At 68.6% G+C, this 16,953-nt stretch carries 12 protein-coding genes; 6 read left to right on the top strand and 6 right to left on the bottom strand.

All coding sequences use genetic code 11. The features are described from left to right. Positions 1 to 50 precede the first annotated feature (50 nt). Together ftsZ and lpxC are read left to right on the top strand one after the other, a co-directional pair. Entirely contained in the window at positions 51 to 1,721 is a 1,671-nt protein-coding gene (gene ftsZ / locus OCH7691_RS07585; protein ID WP_085882737.1) for a cell division protein FtsZ, read from the top strand. Positions 1,722 to 2,055: 334 nt separating this feature from the next. After that, positions 2,056 to 2,997, top strand: coding sequence for a UDP-3-O-acyl-N-acetylglucosamine deacetylase (gene lpxC, locus OCH7691_RS07590; RefSeq protein ID WP_085882738.1), 942 nt, complete (start codon positions 2,056 to 2,058; stop codon positions 2,995 to 2,997). Between the two features lie 54 nt (positions 2,998 to 3,051). Here the strand turns inward: lpxC and OCH7691_RS07595 are convergent, their stop codons facing one another. Beyond that, positions 3,052 to 3,438, bottom strand: a complete 387-nt coding sequence (locus OCH7691_RS07595; RefSeq protein WP_085882739.1) for a helix-turn-helix domain-containing protein — start codon at positions 3,436 to 3,438, stop codon at positions 3,052 to 3,054. A gap of 293 nt (positions 3,439 to 3,731) precedes the next feature. On the opposite strand from OCH7691_RS07595, the gene OCH7691_RS07600 reads away from it, so the two are divergent. From OCH7691_RS07600 to ligA, 3 genes are read left to right on the top strand one after another with little or no spacing between them, the layout of a single operon-like run. Beyond that, the gene (locus OCH7691_RS07600) at positions 3,732 to 4,568 is read left to right on the top strand and encodes an outer membrane protein assembly factor BamD (RefSeq protein WP_085882740.1); all 837 of its coding nucleotides are present in this window, start codon (positions 3,732 to 3,734) and stop codon (positions 4,566 to 4,568) included. 13 nt (positions 4,569 to 4,581) lie between these two features. Further along, positions 4,582 to 6,258: a DNA repair protein RecN gene (gene recN / locus OCH7691_RS07605; RefSeq protein WP_085882741.1), complete on the top strand. Its 1,677-nt coding sequence runs from the start codon at positions 4,582 to 4,584 to the stop codon at positions 6,256 to 6,258. Positions 6,259 to 6,289: 31 nt separating this feature from the next. After that, positions 6,290 to 8,371: an NAD-dependent DNA ligase LigA gene (gene ligA, locus OCH7691_RS07610; RefSeq protein WP_085882742.1), complete on the top strand. Its 2,082-nt coding sequence runs from the start codon at positions 6,290 to 6,292 to the stop codon at positions 8,369 to 8,371. A 7-nt stretch (positions 8,372 to 8,378) separates the two neighbouring features. On the opposite strand, the gene OCH7691_RS07615 is transcribed toward ligA, so the two are convergent. Both OCH7691_RS07615 and OCH7691_RS07620 read right to left on the bottom strand, forming a co-directional pair. Further along, complete coding sequence (locus OCH7691_RS07615) at positions 8,379 to 9,125, bottom strand: sulfite exporter TauE/SafE family protein (protein ID WP_217807849.1); 747 nt, start codon at positions 9,123 to 9,125, stop codon at positions 8,379 to 8,381. 4 nt (positions 9,126 to 9,129) lie between these two features. Continuing rightward, a complete protein-coding gene (locus tag OCH7691_RS07620) occupies positions 9,130 to 11,154 on the bottom strand; it encodes an aminopeptidase P family protein (RefSeq protein ID WP_085882743.1) in 2,025 nt (674 codons plus the stop codon). Positions 11,155 to 11,459: 305 nt separating this feature from the next. Between OCH7691_RS07620 and OCH7691_RS22880 the strand changes: the two genes are divergently transcribed. Next, the gene (locus OCH7691_RS22880; protein WP_217807850.1) at positions 11,460 to 11,810 is read left to right on the top strand and encodes a DUF1127 domain-containing protein; all 351 of its coding nucleotides are present in this window, start codon (positions 11,460 to 11,462) and stop codon (positions 11,808 to 11,810) included. An 18-nt stretch (positions 11,811 to 11,828) separates the two neighbouring features. On the opposite strand, the gene OCH7691_RS07630 is transcribed toward OCH7691_RS22880, so the two are convergent. The 3 genes from OCH7691_RS07630 to OCH7691_RS07640 form a co-directional block, all read right to left on the bottom strand. Continuing rightward, positions 11,829 to 12,695: a 50S ribosomal protein L11 methyltransferase gene (locus OCH7691_RS07630; protein WP_085882745.1), complete on the bottom strand. Its 867-nt coding sequence runs from the start codon at positions 12,693 to 12,695 to the stop codon at positions 11,829 to 11,831. Further along, positions 12,673 to 14,976 carry an ATP-dependent helicase gene (locus OCH7691_RS07635; protein WP_085882746.1) on the bottom strand — a complete coding sequence of 768 codons (2,304 nt, stop codon included), beginning with the start codon at positions 14,974 to 14,976 and terminating at the stop codon, positions 12,673 to 12,675. The genes OCH7691_RS07630 and OCH7691_RS07635 overlap by 23 nt, the downstream gene beginning before the upstream one ends. A gap of 79 nt (positions 14,977 to 15,055) precedes the next feature. Beyond that, the gene (locus tag OCH7691_RS07640) at positions 15,056 to 16,834 is read right to left on the bottom strand and encodes a chloride channel protein (RefSeq protein ID WP_085882747.1); all 1,779 of its coding nucleotides are present in this window, start codon (positions 16,832 to 16,834) and stop codon (positions 15,056 to 15,058) included. Between the last annotated feature and the right edge of the window lie 119 nt (positions 16,835 to 16,953).

A 16,953-nucleotide genomic window follows, 5' to 3' on the forward strand; every position in this document is an offset into this window, starting at 1 on the left:
AGACGCAACCGCATTGACCCTTGTGACCTGAGCGACCGGGAGGTTTGGAAATGGGACTGAACTTGAGCGCACCGACTGATACCGAGCTGAAGCCGAAGATCGTTGTCTTCGGGGTTGGCGGAGCCGGCGGAAACGCCATCAACAACATGATCGAGTCCGAGCTTCAGGGGGTCGAGTTCGTCGCCGCGAACACCGACGCCCAGGCACTCGCCCAGTCCCGTGCGGCCCGCCGCATCCAGCTCGGCGCGGCACTGACCCAGGGTCTCGGCGCCGGTTCCAAGCCCGAGGTCGGCTGCAAGGCGGCCGAGGAGACGATCGAGGAGATCGTCCAGGAGCTCGAAGGCTGTCACATGTGCTTCATCACCGCCGGCATGGGCGGCGGGACCGGCACGGGCGCGGCCCCCGTGGTCGCCGAGGCGGCCCGCCAGCTCGGCATCCTTACCGTCGGCGTGGTCACCAAGCCGTTCCAGTTCGAGGGATCGCACCGCTCGCGCCTCGCCGAGGAGGGGATCCGCGAACTGCAGCATTATGTCGACACGCTCATTGTCATTCCGAACCAGAACCTGTTCCGTCTCGCCAACGAGAAGACGACCTTCGCCGATGCCTTCCGCATGGCGGACAACGTGCTCCACTCGGGCGTTCGCGGGGTCACCGACCTGATGGTCATGCCGGGCCTGATCAATCTCGACTTCGCCGACGTCAACACGGTGATGAGCGAGATGGGCAAGGCGATGATGGGGACGGGCGAGGCCGAGGGCGAGACCCGGGCGATCGACGCGGCCGAGGCGGCGATCTCCAACCCGCTGCTCGACGATGTCTCGATGAAGGGCGCCCGCGGCGTGCTCATCAACATCACCGGCGGTCTCGACCTCACCCTCTACGAGGTCGACGAGGCGGCGAACCGGATCCGTTCGGAAGTCGACCCAGAAGCCAACATCATCGTCGGTTCGACCTTCGACGAGAGCATGGAAGGCAAGATGCGGGTTTCGGTCGTCGCCACCGGCATCGAGAGCGAGGCCAACTGCCAGCCGCGGCCGGTCAACGTGACGCCGCTCCGTCGTCCGGGCGAACGCCCGGCGATCGAACGGCCGACCGGCGAAGCCTCCTCCGCGCCGCGCACCCCCGAAGCCCAGCCGGTGACGGCCCAGGCGTCGGTCGAGGCAGCCGAGCTCCCGTTCGGCCAGGCCCAGCCGGCAATGGCCTCGGCCGGCGAAGCCGCCGCCGCGCCGCGCGCCTCGCTGGCCCGCGATTCCGGCCAGATGTCCGACCCGGCGCCTCAGATCGGCAACCTCGCCCTGTCGCGGGATGTCGAGCCGAATGCCCGTCGCGAGGACAGCTTCATCGCGCCGCGCCCGAGCCAGCCGAAGCAGGGCCCGACGCTGCGCAGCGGCGAGCGGCCGACCGAGGTCGGACCGACCGAGAAGCCGAAAAGGAAGTCGAGCTTCTTCGAGCGGATGACCAGCGTCGCCCGTGGCCACAAGGAGGACCAGGGGGAAGCGGCGTCGAAGCCGAACCCGATGTCGCGCCTGGCCCAGCCGGTCGAACGCGCCGCGCCCGCCGCGCCGGAACATGACCCGGCCGACGATCTGCTCGACCAGGCGCCGGTCGCCCGCGAGCCGCGCAAGGCGGCCGTCCAGCCCGGCCGGGACAAGATCGTCCAGAAGCAGTTCGAGGAAGACCTGCTCGACATCCCGGCCTTCCTCCGTCGGCAGGCGAATTGACAGTGGTGGAAGCCGGGGCGCGAGCCCCGGCTTCCGAATTCGCGCCCCGGGCTAGCGCGCGCGGTTGACCGCCGGCCCGGCAGTCCGCCATCCGATCCCGGCCGGAAATTGCGTTTTCCAAATTGGTAATATGGCGTTACAAAAGGTGAGTTGATCAGGGGGGCAGGCTTCGTTAGTGAATGGCGATGGAATGGCCGTGGATTCTTGGGCGACGGCCGAATTCCTGAAGTCGACGTCGTCGGCGAAGCGCCGGGCGAGAAATCGAGATCCCGATCCGGGCTGCATCCGGCAACGCCCGTCGCACCTTTGATACAAGTCTGTGGGGCAAGAACTGTTGTTCAAGCAAAAGACCATCAAGAACGAAGTCGCTTGCTCCGGAATCGGCCTGCATTGTGGCCGTGAAGTCTCTGTTCTTTTCCGCCCGGCACCGGAGAATTCCGGGATCCGCTTCGTCCGTTCCGACCTGCGCCGGAATGGCGCGGCGACGGATGACTGCATGATCGAGGCGCGCTATACCGCCGTCGCCGATACCATGCTCTGCACCACCCTCGGCAATCCGGGCGGTGCGAAGGTGGCGACCGTCGAGCATCTGCTGGCCGCCCTGTCCGGCCTCGGAATCGACAATCTCGTGATCGAGCTTGACGGCCCGGAAGTGCCGGCCGTGGACGGCTCATCGGCGCCGTTCGTCGCGCTTCTCGAAGGCATCGGGCTCGTCCGCCAGGACGCGGTGCGGCGCTACATCCGGATCGAGCGCGCCCTCCGCGTCGAGGATGGCGAACGCTTCGTCGCCGTCGAGCCGGCGGACGGGTTCGAGATCGGCTTCCGCATCCGCTTCCGCAATCCGCACATCGGCGAGCAGTCCTGCCGCTTCGAACTGAGCGACGGGGTCTTCCAGCGCGAACTCGCGGGTGCCCGCACCTTCGGCCTGTTCGAGGATGTCTCGCGCATGAAGGCGATGGGACTGGCCCAGGGCGGTTCGCTCGACAACGCCGTTGTCGTCGGCGACGACGGCGTGATGAACGAGGACGGGCTCCGCTTCGGCAACGAGTTCGTCCGCCACAAGGCGCTCGACGCGATCGGCGACCTCTACCTCGCCGGCGCGCCGATCCTCGGCCGCTTCCATGGCGACCTTGCCGGGCACAGCCTCAATGTCGCCCTGCTGCAGGCGCTGTTCGCGGACGAAACGGCCTGGTCCTACGTCGACGGGGAGGGCAACCGGCTGGCCGCCGGCGCCCCCTGGCCGAGTTCGCGCGCGGCGGCTCCGGCGCACGCCTGAGCCCTTCCGGCCCGATATTTCCAGACGCTCGTCAGCCGCCCCAGCGCGGACTGCCTATTCGACGGACTTCTGCGGGCCGTTCTCGGCAAGACTGCGGATCAGGCTGCTGACCGCGGTGCGCAGTCCCGGCTCGCTGATCTGGCCGTAGTTCCGCACCAGGTCGATCGTGCTGCGCCTGGTCCCGCCATGTTCGAGATCGGCGATCGGATGATTCGGCTCAAGGTCGTCGAAGAAATAGTGGATGTCGACGTCGAGTTCGTGGGCGATTTCATACAGCCGCCCGGCGCTCACCCGGTTGGCGCCGGTCTCGTATTTCTGTACCTGCTGATAGGAAATGCCGAGCGCGACGGCGACATGCTCCTGTGTCAGGCCGAGCTCGATTCGGCGTTTCCGGATTCGCTCCCCGACGTGGCGGTCCACGTTGTGTGCGAGCTTGTTCATCAAATTCCCCCGAGGATACGGAAAGGCGCGTGCCGGGGTCATGCATCCGGCGACGTCCGTTGGTCGGGACGCCGGACGTTCGACCCCGCCGCTTTTCCTTGATCAGTGTTTCGTCGGATCGCTCCGATATTGCATTGAAGTGTAGGATGGTTGGATTCGCCATGACATTCGTCGAAAGTATAGGTTGGAAAATCAACCATACGGATGCATGGCGAGCCGTCTCCGGGCGCGTTCGAGGCAGTTGCCCGACGGCCATTATCCTCTATAGTCCGCGCGTGGAGAACGTGGTGACTATGATCCGAACGAACCGTTACGGCCGCGCCGTGCGCCGCATCCGGCGCCTCGCTCCGGCGCTCGCGCTTGCCCTGCTGCTTGGAGCCTGCGCCGGCTCCGAGGAGGAATATGTCGAGCGCCCGGTCGACGAGCTTTACAACTCGGCCATGAACCAGCTCGAGAACGGCGAGTATGTCATCGCCGCCCAGCAGTTCGACGAGGTCGAGCGCCAGCATCCCTATTCGGTCTGGGCGACCAAGGCCCAGGTCATGGCGGCCTTCGCCAACTATCAGAGCAACCGCTACGACGACGCGATCCTTGCCGCCGAGCGCTTCATCCAGCTCCATCCCGGCCACAAGGACACGCCCTACGCCTATTACCTGATCGCGATCAGCTACTACGAGCAGATCGCCGATGTCGGGCGCGACCAGAAGCTCACCCAGCTCGCGCTGAACGCGCTCGACGAGGTCGTGCGCCGCTATCCCAACAGCGAGTACGCCCGCGACGCGCGCCTCAAGATCGACCTGACCCAGGATCATCTGGCGGGCAAGGAAATGCGCATCGGCCGCTACTACCTGCGCCAGGGCCATTATGTCGCGGCGATCAACCGCTTCCGTACGGTGGTCGAGAACTACCAGACGACATCGCATGTGCCCGAGGCGCTGCACCGCCTCACCGAGGCCTATCTGGAACTCGGTGTCGTCGACGAGGCGCAGGCGGCGGCAGCGGTGCTCGGATTCAATTTCCCGGGCAGCGAATGGTATCTCGATTCGTACGCTCTCCTGACCGGCAAGAATCTCCGGCCCGAGGCGAACGAGAGTTCCTGGATCGTTCGTGCCTGGGATAACGTCTTTTGACGGCTGACGGGCGATGCTCGTCAATCTGACCATCCGTGACATTGTCCTGATCGAACGGCTCGACCTGGAATTCCGGGTCGGCCTGACCGCGCTGACCGGCGAAACCGGCGCCGGCAAGTCGATCCTGCTCGAAAGCCTCGGGCTCGCGACCGGTGCCCGCGCCGACAGCGGTCTCGTCCGCCAGGGCGCGAAGCAGGGCAGCGTGACGGCCGAGTTCCGGCTCGATCCGGCGCATCCGGCCTTCGCCGTGCTCGCGGCCCAGGATTTCGACCGTGACGGCGATCCCGACCGGCTGCTGCTGCGCCGCGTGGTCGGTGCCGACGGCCGCAGCCGCGCCTTCATCGACGACCAGCCGGCGAGCATCGGTCTCCTGCGCGCGGTCGGCGAAGCCCTGGTCGAGGTCCATGGCCAGAATTCCGAGCAGGGCCTGCTGTCTCCCGCGCTGCATCCGGAACTGCTCGATGCCTTCGCCGGGCTCACGGTCGAGGCGGCGGCACTTCGCGAGTTGCACGGGGCCTGGCGCAAGGCGGAACGACGCCTCGCCGAGGCTGTCGCGGCGGCCGAGCGGGCCCGCGAGGACGAGGATTACCTGCGCCACGTGACCGGCGAGCTCGACGCCCTGGAGCCGGTCGAGGGCGAGGCGGAAACGCTGGCCGAGAGCCGCGCCTTCCTGATGCAGGCGGAGAAGGTCGGCGAGGCGCTCAGCGAGGCCGAGGCGATGACCGCCGGCCACGACGGGGCCGAGGCGGCGCTGCGCCGGGCGGCGCGGGCACTGGAACGGGTCGCCGACCGTGCCGGCGGACGGCTTGACGCCGCGCTGGCCGCGCTGGAGCGCGCCGAGGTGGAGCTGAACGAGGCCGGGCTCGCCATCCAGGCCGCGGCCGAAGCCCTCAACGCCGAACCCGGTCGTCTGCAGGAGATCGACGACCGGCTGTTCGCGCTGCGCGCCGCCGCCCGCAAGCACCGCTGCGAGGTCGACGACCTGCCGGCGCTGGCCGAACGGCTGCGGGAGCGGCTGGCCAGCCTCGACAGCGCCGGCGACGCGATCGGCCGACTGAAGACGGAACAGGATCGCGCGTTCGAGCGTTTCGCGGCGAGCGCCCGGACGCTCGGCGAGAAGCGCACCGCCGCCGCGGTCGCGCTGGAAGCCGCCGTCAACCGGGAACTGGCGCCGCTCCGGCTCGGCAATGCCCGCTTCGTCTGCAAGGTGACGCCGCTGGAGAGCGCGGACTGGACCGCCAAGGGAGCCGAGCGGATCGAGTTCCTGATCGCCACCAACCCCGGCGCGGAGCCGGGCGCGCTGAACAAGATCGCTTCCGGCGGCGAACTCTCGCGGCTGATGCTGGCGCTCAAGGTCGTGCTGGCCGAGGCCGGTTCGGCACCGACCCTGATCTTCGACGAGGTCGATCGGGGTGTCGGCGGGGCGACGGCGGATGCGGTCGGCGAGCGGCTTGCGCGGCTGGCGCGCGAGTTGCAGATTCTCGTCGTCACCCATTCCCCGCAGGTCGCCGCCCGCGGCGCCTCGCACTGGGTCGTGCGGAAAAGCGACAGCGGCACGGTGAGCGTGGCCGTCGAGCCGCTCGATCTGCCGGGCCGGCGCGAGGAGATCGCCCGCATGCTGGCCGGCGCCGAGGTCACGGCGGAGGCGCGGGCGGCGGCGGCGAAGCTCATCGAAGGTTCGGTCGAGTAGGAGAAGAACTGCGGTGTCGAGACTGTCGGGTATGACCATCATGCTGGCGCGCGACCGCCATGCGGCGCTTGCCGCCGAGATCGCCGCCCATGACCGGCGCTATTACCAGGAGGACGCGCCGACGGTCTCCGACGCCGAGTATGACCGGCTGCGCCAGGAACTGCTCAAGCTGGAGGCGCGCTTTCCGGAGCTCGCCTCGCCGGACAGTCCGAGCCAGCGGGTCGGGATCGAGCCGGCGGCGGGCTTCGCCAAGGTCGAGCACAGCGTGCCGATGCTCTCGCTCGACAATGCCTTTGCCGACGACGATGTCCGCGAATTCGTGGCCCGGATTCGGCGGTTCCTCGGGCTCGACGAGGGCGAGCCCGTTGCGCTCGTCGCCGAGCCGAAGATCGACGGGCTGTCGGCCTCGCTGCGCTACGAGAAGGGCCGCTTCGTGCGCGGCGCGACGCGTGGCGACGGCCGGGTCGGCGAGGATATCACGCGCAACCTGCGTGAGGTCGGCGACGTGCCCGAGACGCTCGCCGGCGACAACCCGCCCGAGGTGATGGAGATCCGCGGCGAGGTCTACATGCTGCACAGCGACTTTGCCCGCCTGAACGAGGATCAGGCGGCGAAGGGCGGCAAGGTCTTCGCCAACCCGCGCAACGCCGCGGCCGGCTCGCTGCGCCAGCTCGACCCGTCGATCACCGCGGCCCGGCGGATCCATTTCTTCGCCTATTCATGGGGCGAGGCCTCGGAGGCGCCCGGGGAAACCCAGTGGGAGGCACTCAGGCGGCTCGAGGGCTGGGGCTTCAACGTCAATCCGCTGGCCCGCCTGTGCGACGGCGCCGACGCGGTGCTCGATTACTATCGCGAACTCGCCGCCGGCCGTGCCGATCTGGACTATGACATCGACGGGATCGTCTACAAGGTGAACCGGCTGGACTGGCAGCAGCGCCTCGGCTTCGTCAGCCGCAGCCCGCGCTGGGCGATCGCCCACAAGTTCCCGGCCGAGCAGGCGGAAACCGTGCTCGAGGATATCGAGATCCAGGTCGGGCGGACCGGCGCGCTGACCCCGGTCGCCCGGCTCCGGCCGATCACCGTCGGCGGCGTGGTGGTCGCCAACGCGACGCTCCACAACGAGGACGAGATCGCGCGGAAGGATATCCGGATCGGCGATACGGTCGTGATCCAGCGGGCTGGCGACGTGATCCCGCAGGTCGTCCGGGTCGTGACCGAGAAGCGCCCGGCCGACGCGAAGCCGTTCGAGTCGCTGAAAACCTGCCCGATCTGTCAGTCCCGCGCGGTCCGCGAGATCAATCCGAATACCGGCAAGGAAGGGGTCGTCCGCCGCTGCACCGGCGGGCTGACCTGTCCGGCCCAGCTGGTCGAGCGGCTGAAGCATTTCGTCTCGCGCAACGCCTTCGACATCGACGGCCTCGGCGCCAGGCAGGTCGAGGCGTTCCACGAGGCCGGGCTGATCGCCTCGCCGGCCGACATCTTCCGGCTCGAGGCGGAAGACAGGGAACAGCCGGTTCGCTTGCGCGAGCGGGACGGCTGGGGTCCACAATCCTCAACCAACCTGTTCAAGGCGATCCGCGCCGCCGCCAGCGTCGATCTCGACCGGCTGATCTTCGCGCTCGGCATCCGTCATGTCGGCGAGGGCAATGCCCGGCTGCTGGCCCGCAACTACCAGACCTGGGACGCCTTCGCGACGGCGATGACGGCGGCCGCCGATGGCGACGAGGAGGCCTTTGCCAACCTGCTGGCGATCGACGGGATCGGCGAGGTCCTGGCCCGCGCGGTGGTCGACTTCTTCCGCGAGGAACATAACCGGGCGGCCGTTGCCGACCTGGTCGGCCTGCTCGAGATCGGGGAATTCGCCGCACCGGCGGCGGGCTCTCCCGTATCCGGCAAGACCGTCGTCTTCACCGGCAAGCTCGAAGCCATGAGCCGCGACGAGGCCAAGGCCGGCGCCGAGCGCCTTGGCGCCAAGGTTGCCGGTTCGGTCTCGGCCAAGACCGACATCCTGGTCGCCGGTCCGGGTGCCGGATCGAAGCTGAAGAAGGCGACAGAACTCGGCGTCACGACGATGACGGAAGAGGAATGGCTGGCGCTGATCGACGGCGCCTGAACTCCGCTCAGCCGAACCCGGCGCGGACGAGGATATTGAGGCCGAGCGCCAGGATCGCGACGAAGAAGACGCGTCGGAAGGCCGTTTCCGAGAGCCATTGCCGCAGCCGCTGTCCGAGGATCATGCCGAGGATCGCCGGCAGCAGCGCCAGCGTCGAGGTCAGCGCCAGCGGCCCGTCGAGGAGCCGGTTGCCGCCGAGCGCCAGGCCGAGCGCCGCGGTCGAGGCGGCGAACAACATGCCCATCGCCTGGACCAGCATGTCGCGCGGCAGGCCGATCGCCTGCAGGTACATCACGCCGGGCACCACGAAGGAGCCGGTCAGGCCGGTCAGCAGGCCGTTCGCCGCGCCGAAGCCGGGCCCGGCCCAGCGCTCCCGTGGGGGGCGTATCGTGATCCGGACGCCGGCCAGGCCGAGCGCCGCGTAGGCGACCAGCAGAACGCCGAGCAGGGCGGTGAGCAAGCCCACGTCGAGCCGGGTGAGCATTGCCGCGCCGATCCAGATCGTTGCCGTGGCGGCGAGCAGGAACGGCCAGAGCCTGCGGATCAGGGCCCGCGCGTTGCCGCCGGTCGCGGCCTGCCAGAGGTTGGTGGCGAGCGACGGCACAATCATCAGCGCCATCGCCGTCGTCAGGTCGAAGACCGTCGCGAGCAGTGCCAGGCTGACCGTCGGCAGGCCGAGCCCCACCACGCCCTTGACGCCGCCCGCAAGCAGGAAGGTGAGGGCGATCGCGACCATCGCCGCCGGTTCGAACACGGGCCTAGCCGAGCGGTGCCGTCGCCGCCTCGAGCCAGGCGAGCGCCTCGCCGGACAGGGCCGGCGCCGCGTTCTCCCTGACCCGGGCGTGATAGGCGTCGAGCCAGCGCCGTTCGCCGTCGTCGAGCAGGGCGGTGTCGACGAGGTTGCGGTCGATCGGCGCGAGCGTCAGTGTCTCGAAGCCGAGCAGCGGGCGTTCGCCGCCCTCCGGGACGCCGCATTCGATCACCGCCACCAGGTTCTCGATCCGGATGCCGTAGGCGCCGGTCTTGTAGTAGCCGGGCTCGTTGGAGACGATCATGCCGGGGCGGAGCGCCACCGTGTTGCCGATCTTGGAGATCCGCTGCGGCCCCTCGTGAACGCCGAGATAGCTGCCGACGCCGTGCCCGGTGCCGTGATCGTAGTCGAGGCCCGCCTGCCAGAGCGGCTGGCGCGCCAGGGCGTCGAGCTGGCTGCCCGTGGTGCCGGCCGGGAAGCGCGCGGTGGCGAGCGCGATATGGCCCTTCAGCACGCGCGTGAAGCGGTCCTTCATCTCGGCGCTGGGGGTGCCGATGGCGACCGTCCGGGTGATGTCGGTGGTGCCGTCGAGATATTGCCCGCCGGAATCGACCAGGTAGAGCGAGCCCGGTTCGAGCGTGCGATTGCTCGCCCTTGTCGCGTGGTAATGCACGATCGCGCCGTTCGGCCCGGCACCGGAGATCGTCCCGAAGGAGAGGTCGCGGATCAGCTCGCCCTCGGCCCGGAAGGCGCGGAGCCGCTCCTGCGCGCTCATCTCGTCGATCGTGCCGTCGGCCCCGTTCGCCGCCAGCCAGGCGAGGAAGCGGCTGACCGCGATGCCGTCGCGGCGATGGGCGGCGCGGGCGCCGTCGAGCTCGGTCGGGTTCTTGCAGGCCTTGGGCAACTGGCAGGGATCGTCGGCAAGGACCGGCTGGGCGCCGGCCCGGCGGAGCCGCTCGAGAACCCAGACGCCGGTCGACGCGGGATCGACCCGGACCTTCCTGCCGGCCAGCGCGTCGAGGGCCGGGCCGAAGCGATCGGGCTGACTGATGGTCACCGCGTTGCCGCAATGGCGGCGCAACTCGTCGTCGACCTTGCGCGGATCGATGAACAGCTCGGCCGTCGCATCGGCGTGGAGAATGGCGAAGGAAAGCGGCAGCGGCGTATGCGGCACGTCGGCGCCGCGGATATTGAGCAGCCAGGCGATCGAATCCGGCAGCGTCAGCACGACCGCATCGGCACCGTCGAGCGCGCCTGCGACCTCGGTCCGCTTGTCCGCCGATTCGCGTCCGCTGTAGGCTAGCGGCAGCGGCCGGGCCGGCGACAGCGGCGCCGGCGGCCGGTCGGTCCAGACGGCGTCGATCGGGTTGCCGTCGGTCGCCTTGAGCGTCGCCCCCCGCTTCTCGATCGCGGCCCTGATCCGGGCCAGACCGGATTCGGTATGCAGCCACGGGTCGAAGCCGATGACCTCGCCGGCCTGGACGGTCTCGGCGATCCACGCCTCGGGCGGTTCGTCGCTGACATGGCGCGGGGTGAAGAGCGCCGCGTCGACCTGCTGGCGCACCTGCAGTGTGTAGCGGCCGTCGACGAAAATCGCCGCCGTGTCGCGATGCACGATGGCGAGCCCGGCCGAACCGGTGAACCCGGTCAGCCAAGTCAGCCGCATGGCGCCGGGCGGCACCCATTCGCCGTGATACTCGTCGGAGAGCGGCACCAGGAAACCGTCGAGCTCGCGGTCGGCGAGTTCGACGCGGAGCCGGGCGAGGCGGTCGGCGCTTGCCGCCGGATCCTCGACGATCGCCTCGAAGCGTTGCGCGCGTTCGCGCAACAGCGATGCAAGCCGTGCGCTCATGGCCGCATCGTCGGCCGGCAGCAACGCGAGCCCGTCGTGGCCGCCCAGCCGTTCGGGCGCGGCGGCGATGCCGTCGATCAGGGCGGACAGGGCCTCGACGTCGGTGGCGCCGTCGCCGGCATCCTCGGCCTCGAGAAGGCGGGCAACCAGTTCCCGGGTCGCCTGGGGGGCGTCGCGCATGATTTCTCCTGCGATTACATCGTTTACGCGGTAATGAACCCGCCTGACGCGGATCGAATTCCTGAGCTATGCAGAAAACGCAGATCTAAGTTGCCAACTGCGCCTGCGAAATCAGCCTGTAAGCGGTTGTTTTTTAATAGATGCGGTGCAACATCTGGCTCGTGACAAGCGAACGCGAATTGTACCGCGTGAAACCTGGAAAGGGGATTGTGGGGCCGGATGAGGTTTCCGGCAACTCCGGTCTTCCAACCAGGGACATCGTATCGGACCAAATGAGCCAAGACGGCAAGTCAAGGAGTGAGATCATGAACAGCTACACGATGCAGGATATGCAGGAACGAGCCCAGGTCAGCGAACATGTCGCGCCGTCCCAGGTTGAATTCCTGGACATTCTCGACCGCGCCCGCCAGCTTCGCGCCGAAGCGATGCGGGGCCTGTTCGAGAAGGCCTTCGGCGGCATCGGCACGCGCATGCGTACCTACCTCCAGAAGCGTTCGGCTTACAACGAGCTGATGAATCTCGACGAACATTCGCTCCGCGATATCGGCCTGACCCGCGGCGACATCCGCGCGGCGGTTGACGGTCGCTTCTACCGCGGCGCCAACGACAACGTCGAGAGCGGCGAAGTCGTCGCCTTCGGTCGCGAAGCTTCCTGAGCTTCGACTACCGCTCCGTCACTTGCCGAGCACCAGGGTCGGCCACTGGCCGACCCGGTGCCTTCGGACGAGGCGGAGCCCCTGAAGGCGATAGGCGCTGCGTACCTGGGCTTCCTGCCAGTCGAGCAGACCGGCAAGCACCAGCCGCCCGCCCGGCGCCATCAGGCCGGCGACAGCCGGTGCCAGCCGGATCAGCGGCCGGGCAAGTATGTTCGCGGTGATCAGATCGTAAGGCCCACCCGCCCGGATTGACGGATGGGCGGGGCCGTCGGCGACGAACAGCGACAGATAGCGCTGCAGGTGGTTCAGCCGGGCATTGCCGGCCGCCACGGCCACCGAGCGGGCGTCGATATCGCTCGCCATGACCGGACGGCGCAGGACATGCGCGGCCGCCATGGCCAGCACGCCGGAACCGCAGCCGAGGTCATAGGGCCGCGAGAATTCCCGTTCCTTGAACAGGCGATCGAGCGCCTGGAGACAGCCCCGGGTGGTCTGGTGATGACCGGTCCCGAAGGCCTGCCCGGCGTCAATCAGCAGATCGACCGCGCCCGGATTGGACGAGACCGGATCGTGACTGCCATGCAGGTAGTAGCGTCCGGCCTGGACCGGGATCAGGCCGGCACGCGACATCGATACCCAGTCCTGCGGCGTCAGCGGCCCGATCCGGTATTCGAGGCCGTCGAGCAGGCGCTCCAGCGCGGCCGCGTCGGGTGGCGTCTCGAAATAGGCGCGCAGTTCCCATTCGCTGTCCTCGCCGGCCCGCTCCCGGGTGACCACGGCATCGGCGAAGGCGTCGAAGAAGTCGCCGAGCCGGTCGATGACCAGCCGGGCGCCGTTCACGATCAGCTCGTGCGTGGTGTTCTCAGGCCGGGTCGACAAAGGCATCCATCACTTTTTTCCGGCCCGCCTTCTCGAATTCGATCTCGAGCTTGTTGCCGTCCATCGCCCTGATCCGGCCATAGCCGAATTTCTGGTGAAAGATCCGCTGGCCGAGCGCATAGCCGCCTTCGGGTCCCGACGTCTCGACCACCGTCGCCTCGCCCTCGATGAGCCCGCCGCGCCGTTCGTAGCGGGCGCCATAGCCTTTCTGGCGGCCGCGCCAGTCGGATTTCTCCCACGGCGCCTCGTAGGCGCCGCCGGCGCCGCCGGCGCCGCCGACCCGGCCCCAGCCGGCGCCGCCGCTGCCGTAGATGCCGGGGTCGGAAAGCTTCTCCACGTGATCGGCCGGCAGCTCCTCGACGAAGCGGCTCGGGATCGAGGATTGCCACTGGCCGTGCACGCGACGGTTCGCGGCGAAGGAAATCGTGCATTGGCGCCGCGCCCGGGTGATCCCGACATAGGCGAGGCGGCGTTCCTCCTCCAGCCCCTTCTGGCCGCTTTCGCCGAGCGCGCGCTGGTGCGGGAACAGGCCTTCCTCCCAGCCGGGCAGGAAGACATGCTCGAACTCCAGGCCCTTGGCCGAATGCAGCGTCATCAGCGAGACCATGTCCTCGTCGCGCTGCTCGGCATTCTCCATGACCAGCGCGACATGCTCGAGGAAGGCGGCGAGCGTCGGGAACTCCTCCATCGCGCGGATCAGTTCCTTCAGGTTCTCCAGCCGGCCCGGCGCGTCGGGGCTGCGGTCGTGCTGCCACATGGCGGTATAGCCGCTTTCGTCCAGCACGGTCTCGGCGAGCTCGTGATGCGGCATCACGTCGATCAGTGCCCGCCAGCGCCGGAAATCGTCGAGCAGCCGGGCCAGCGCGGTGCGCGCCTGCGGGCGCAGCTCGTCGGTCTCGACGATCGCCGTGCCGGCCCCGAGCAGTGTCGTGCCGGCGGCCCGCGCGGTCTCGTGCAGCTTCTTCACCGTTGCCGCGCCGAGCGCCCGCTTCGGCACGTTGATGATGCGCTCCAGCGCCAGGTCGTCATCGGGCTGGGCGACCATGCGCAGATAGGCCATGGCGTCGCGGATCTCGGCGCGCTCGTAGAAGCGCGGGCCGCCGATCACCCGGTAGGGCAGGCCGAGGGTGAGGAAGCGTTCCTCGAAATCGCGGGTCTGGAAGCCGGCCCGGACGAGGATCGCGATATCGTCGAGGCGGGCGCCGTCGCGCTGCAGCGCCTCGATATCCTCGCCGATGATGCGCGCCTCCTCGATCCCGTCCCAGACGCCGCGCAGGCCGACCATTCGGCCGGGATCGTCGTCGGTCCAGAGGGTCTTGCCGAGGCGGGCCTCGTTATGGGCGATCAGCGCCGAGGCGGTGGCGAGGATATGCCCGGTCGAGCGGTAGTTGCGCTCGAGGCGGACCACCTTGGCGCCGGGGAAGTCGCTCTCGAAACGCAGGATGTTGTCGACCTCCGCGCCGCGCCAGCCGTAGATCGACTGGTCGTCGTCACCGACGCAGCAGATGTTGTGATGCGACTGGGCGAGCAGGCGGAGCCAGAGATACTGCGCGACGTTTGTGTCCTGGTACTCGTCGACCAGGATGTAGCGGAACTGTTCCTGGTAGCGGGCGAGAATGTCCGGATTGCTCGAGAACAGGGTCAGCGTGTGCACGAGAAGGTCGCCGAAATCGCAGGCGTTGAGCGTCAGCAGCCGGGCCTGGTAGGCGCGGTAGAGTTCCAGCGCCTTGCCGTCGGCAAAACCGTTGCCGTCGCCGCCGCCGACCTTGTCGGGCGTCAGGCCCTTGTCCTTCCAGCGGTCGATGACGGCGGCGAGCGCCCGCGCCGGCCAGCGCTTCACGTCGACCTCGTGGGCTTCCAGCACCTGCTTCAGCAGGCGGAGCTGGTCGTCGGTGTCGAGGATCGTGAAATTGCTCTTCAGGCCGACCAGCTCGGCGTGGCGGCGCAACAGCCAGACGCCGATGGCATGAAAGGTGCCGAGGCGCACATCGCCGGCGATCGGGCCGACGAGGGCGGCCAGCCGGTCCTGCATCTCGCGCGACGCCTTGTTGGTGAAGGTCACCGCGAGGACCTGCCAGGGCTGGCAGCGCCCGGTCGCCAGCAGATGGGCAAGCCGGGTCGTTAGCACCCGGGTCTTGCCGGTACCGGCGCCGGCAAGCACCAGGACCGGGCCGTCGAGGGCCTCGACAGCCTCGCGCTGGGCCTCGTTGAGCTTGGCGAGATAGGGCGCGGCGGCGGGCTGGCGGGCTGGCGGCGCCGCGGCAAGATCGAAGGGATCGTCGTTCATGCCGGGAGATATAACCGATGCCGGTGGCGCGGAACAGGGGCGAAGGGCGGGAAGTGACGGGCGCCCGGCCGAACCGCCGTCACTGCGATTCCTTGTGTTTCTGCTCGCTGCGGATCAGGGCCGCGTTGTAGGCCATCAGCAGGTCGCGGTAATGCAGCACGCCGACGACGTGATTGTCGTCCAGCGGGTCGATGACGGCGACGCTGTCCTCACCGCCGCCGGTCATGGCGTCGAGCGCCTCCTTCAGGCTGCTCTGGGCCTCGACGATGGTCTGCGCGCGATGAGCGATGACCCCGGCAGTCGCCGCCGCGTCCGCCTCGCCGGCGAAGATCACCTGCTTGACGTCGCTGAAATCGAGATGGCCGACCAGGTGCCCCTCGCGGTCGATGACGACGAAATCGGTGCTCGGGCTCTGTTCCAGCAGGGTTCGGACCTCTTCCGCCGAGGCGTCCTCGTGGACATACTGCACCTTCCGGCGCATCACCTCGCGAACGCTTCGGCGCTCCAGTTCCTCGCTGGCGCTGTCATGGCCGAGGGTGACACCGCGCCGGGTCAGTTGCCATTGGAAGAAGCTGCCGCCGACGATGCGCCGTGCGACCACCGAGGCGATGACGGCGGCGACCATAACGGCGATCGACATCTTGTAGTCGCCGGTCAGCTCGAAGACGATCAGGATCGTCGAGATCGGCGCGCCGAGCACGCCGGCGGCGACCGCGCCCATGCCGATGATCGCGTAGGCGCCGTGGCTCGCGGCCAGTTCCGGGAAGACGCCGGCGGCAATGATGCCGTAGGCGCCGCCGGTCATCGCGCCGACGAAGAGCGAGGGCGAGAAGACCCCGCCGCCGAAACGGGCGCCGTAGCAGATCGCCGCTGCTGCCGTTTTGAGGACGATCAGGGCGAGCAGCAGGTAAAGTGGAAGCTGTTCGCGAAGCGCCATGTCGGTGGCCTCGTAGCCGACGCCCACGACATGCGGGAAGACGATGGCGATGGCGCCGATCAGCAGCCCGCCCGAGGCCGGCATCAGCAGGAGCGGGATCTTGATCCGCTCCGCCACGTCCTCGGCGAAGGTCAGGCTCCACATGAAGATCACCGCGACGATTCCGCTGACCAGCCCGAGCAGGGCGAAGGCCGGGAATTCCCAGAACGAGGTGATCGCGTAGTCGGGGATCGAGAAGGCCGGGAAGTCGCCGATATGGGCGCGGCTGACCAGGGTTCCGGCGACCGAGGCGATGACGATCGGCGCGAACGAACGCAGCGCGTAGGAGCCGAGCACCACTTCCAGAGAAAAGAAGACCCCGGCGATCGGCGCGTTGAAGGAGGCGGCGACGGCGGCCGCGACGCCGCAGCCGAGCAGCGTGACGGCGAGCGTGCGCGGCAGCCGGAGATAGCGACTGGCGACGCTGCCGAGCGCCGCGCCGAGGTGGACGACCGGCCCCTCGCGGCCGAGCGAGGCGCCGACGCCGAGCGAGGTGGCGTTGATCATCGCCGCCATCAGGCCCTCGCGCAGGCTGACCCGGCTCGCCCGGATCTGCGACGCCTCGATCGCGTCGGACACGGCGAGCGAGCGGTGCTCGGGCATCAGGTAGCGCAGCACCGCGCCGATCACCAGGCCGCCGACCGCCGGGGCCAGCAGCAGGTGCCACCAGGGCAGTTCCGCCAGCAGGGTGACCGTCTGCTCGGTGCGGAAGCCGTAGAAGAGATTCTGCACCTCGCCGATCGCGAGCCGGAAGCCGAGCGCCCCATAGCCGACGATCGCGCCGAGCAGCGGCGCCCAGGCAAGCAGGATGATCTGCTCGTTATGGGTGATGCGCAGCCAGTGGCGCGCGATCGTTCGCCTTGATCCTCTGTTGAACGGCATCGACCGGCCCGGAACGTGATGGTCCGGCTATTAAAGAATGCCGCTCCGACAGAAGCAAACATGGAGAATCAACAGCTTCCGCCTTGAGATGCCGAGCCTGTCCCGATCCCGGTCGCGCC

The organism is Oceanibacterium hippocampi (assembly GCF_900172325.1).
Lineage (GTDB): Bacteria > Pseudomonadota > Alphaproteobacteria > Sneathiellales > Sneathiellaceae > Oceanibacterium > Oceanibacterium hippocampi.

Bases quoted from the DNA above. Each gene is read 5' to 3' on its own strand.
- ftsZ (WP_085882737.1), top strand. From the start codon at position 51: ATGGGACTGAACTTGAGCGCACCGACTGATACCGAGCTGAAGCCGAAG.
- OCH7691_RS07595 (WP_085882739.1), bottom strand. From the start codon at position 3,438: ATGAACAAGCTCGCACACAACGTGGACCGCCACGTCGGGGAGCGAATC.
- OCH7691_RS07600 (WP_085882740.1), top strand. From the start codon at position 3,732: ATGATCCGAACGAACCGTTACGGCCGCGCCGTGCGCCGCATCCGGCGC.
- recN (WP_085882741.1), top strand. From the start codon at position 4,582: ATGCTCGTCAATCTGACCATCCGTGACATTGTCCTGATCGAACGGCTC.
- ligA (WP_085882742.1), top strand. From the start codon at position 6,290: ATGACCATCATGCTGGCGCGCGACCGCCATGCGGCGCTTGCCGCCGAG.
- OCH7691_RS07620 (WP_085882743.1), bottom strand. From the start codon at position 11,154: ATGCGCGACGCCCCCCAGGCGACCCGGGAACTGGTTGCCCGCCTTCTC.
- OCH7691_RS22880 (WP_217807850.1), top strand. From the start codon at position 11,460: ATGAACAGCTACACGATGCAGGATATGCAGGAACGAGCCCAGGTCAGC.
- OCH7691_RS07630 (WP_085882745.1), bottom strand. From the start codon at position 12,695: ATGCCTTTGTCGACCCGGCCTGAGAACACCACGCACGAGCTGATCGTG.
- OCH7691_RS07635 (WP_085882746.1), bottom strand. From the start codon at position 14,976: ATGAACGACGATCCCTTCGATCTTGCCGCGGCGCCGCCAGCCCGCCAG.
- OCH7691_RS07640 (WP_085882747.1), bottom strand. From the start codon at position 16,834: ATGCCGTTCAACAGAGGATCAAGGCGAACGATCGCGCGCCACTGGCTG.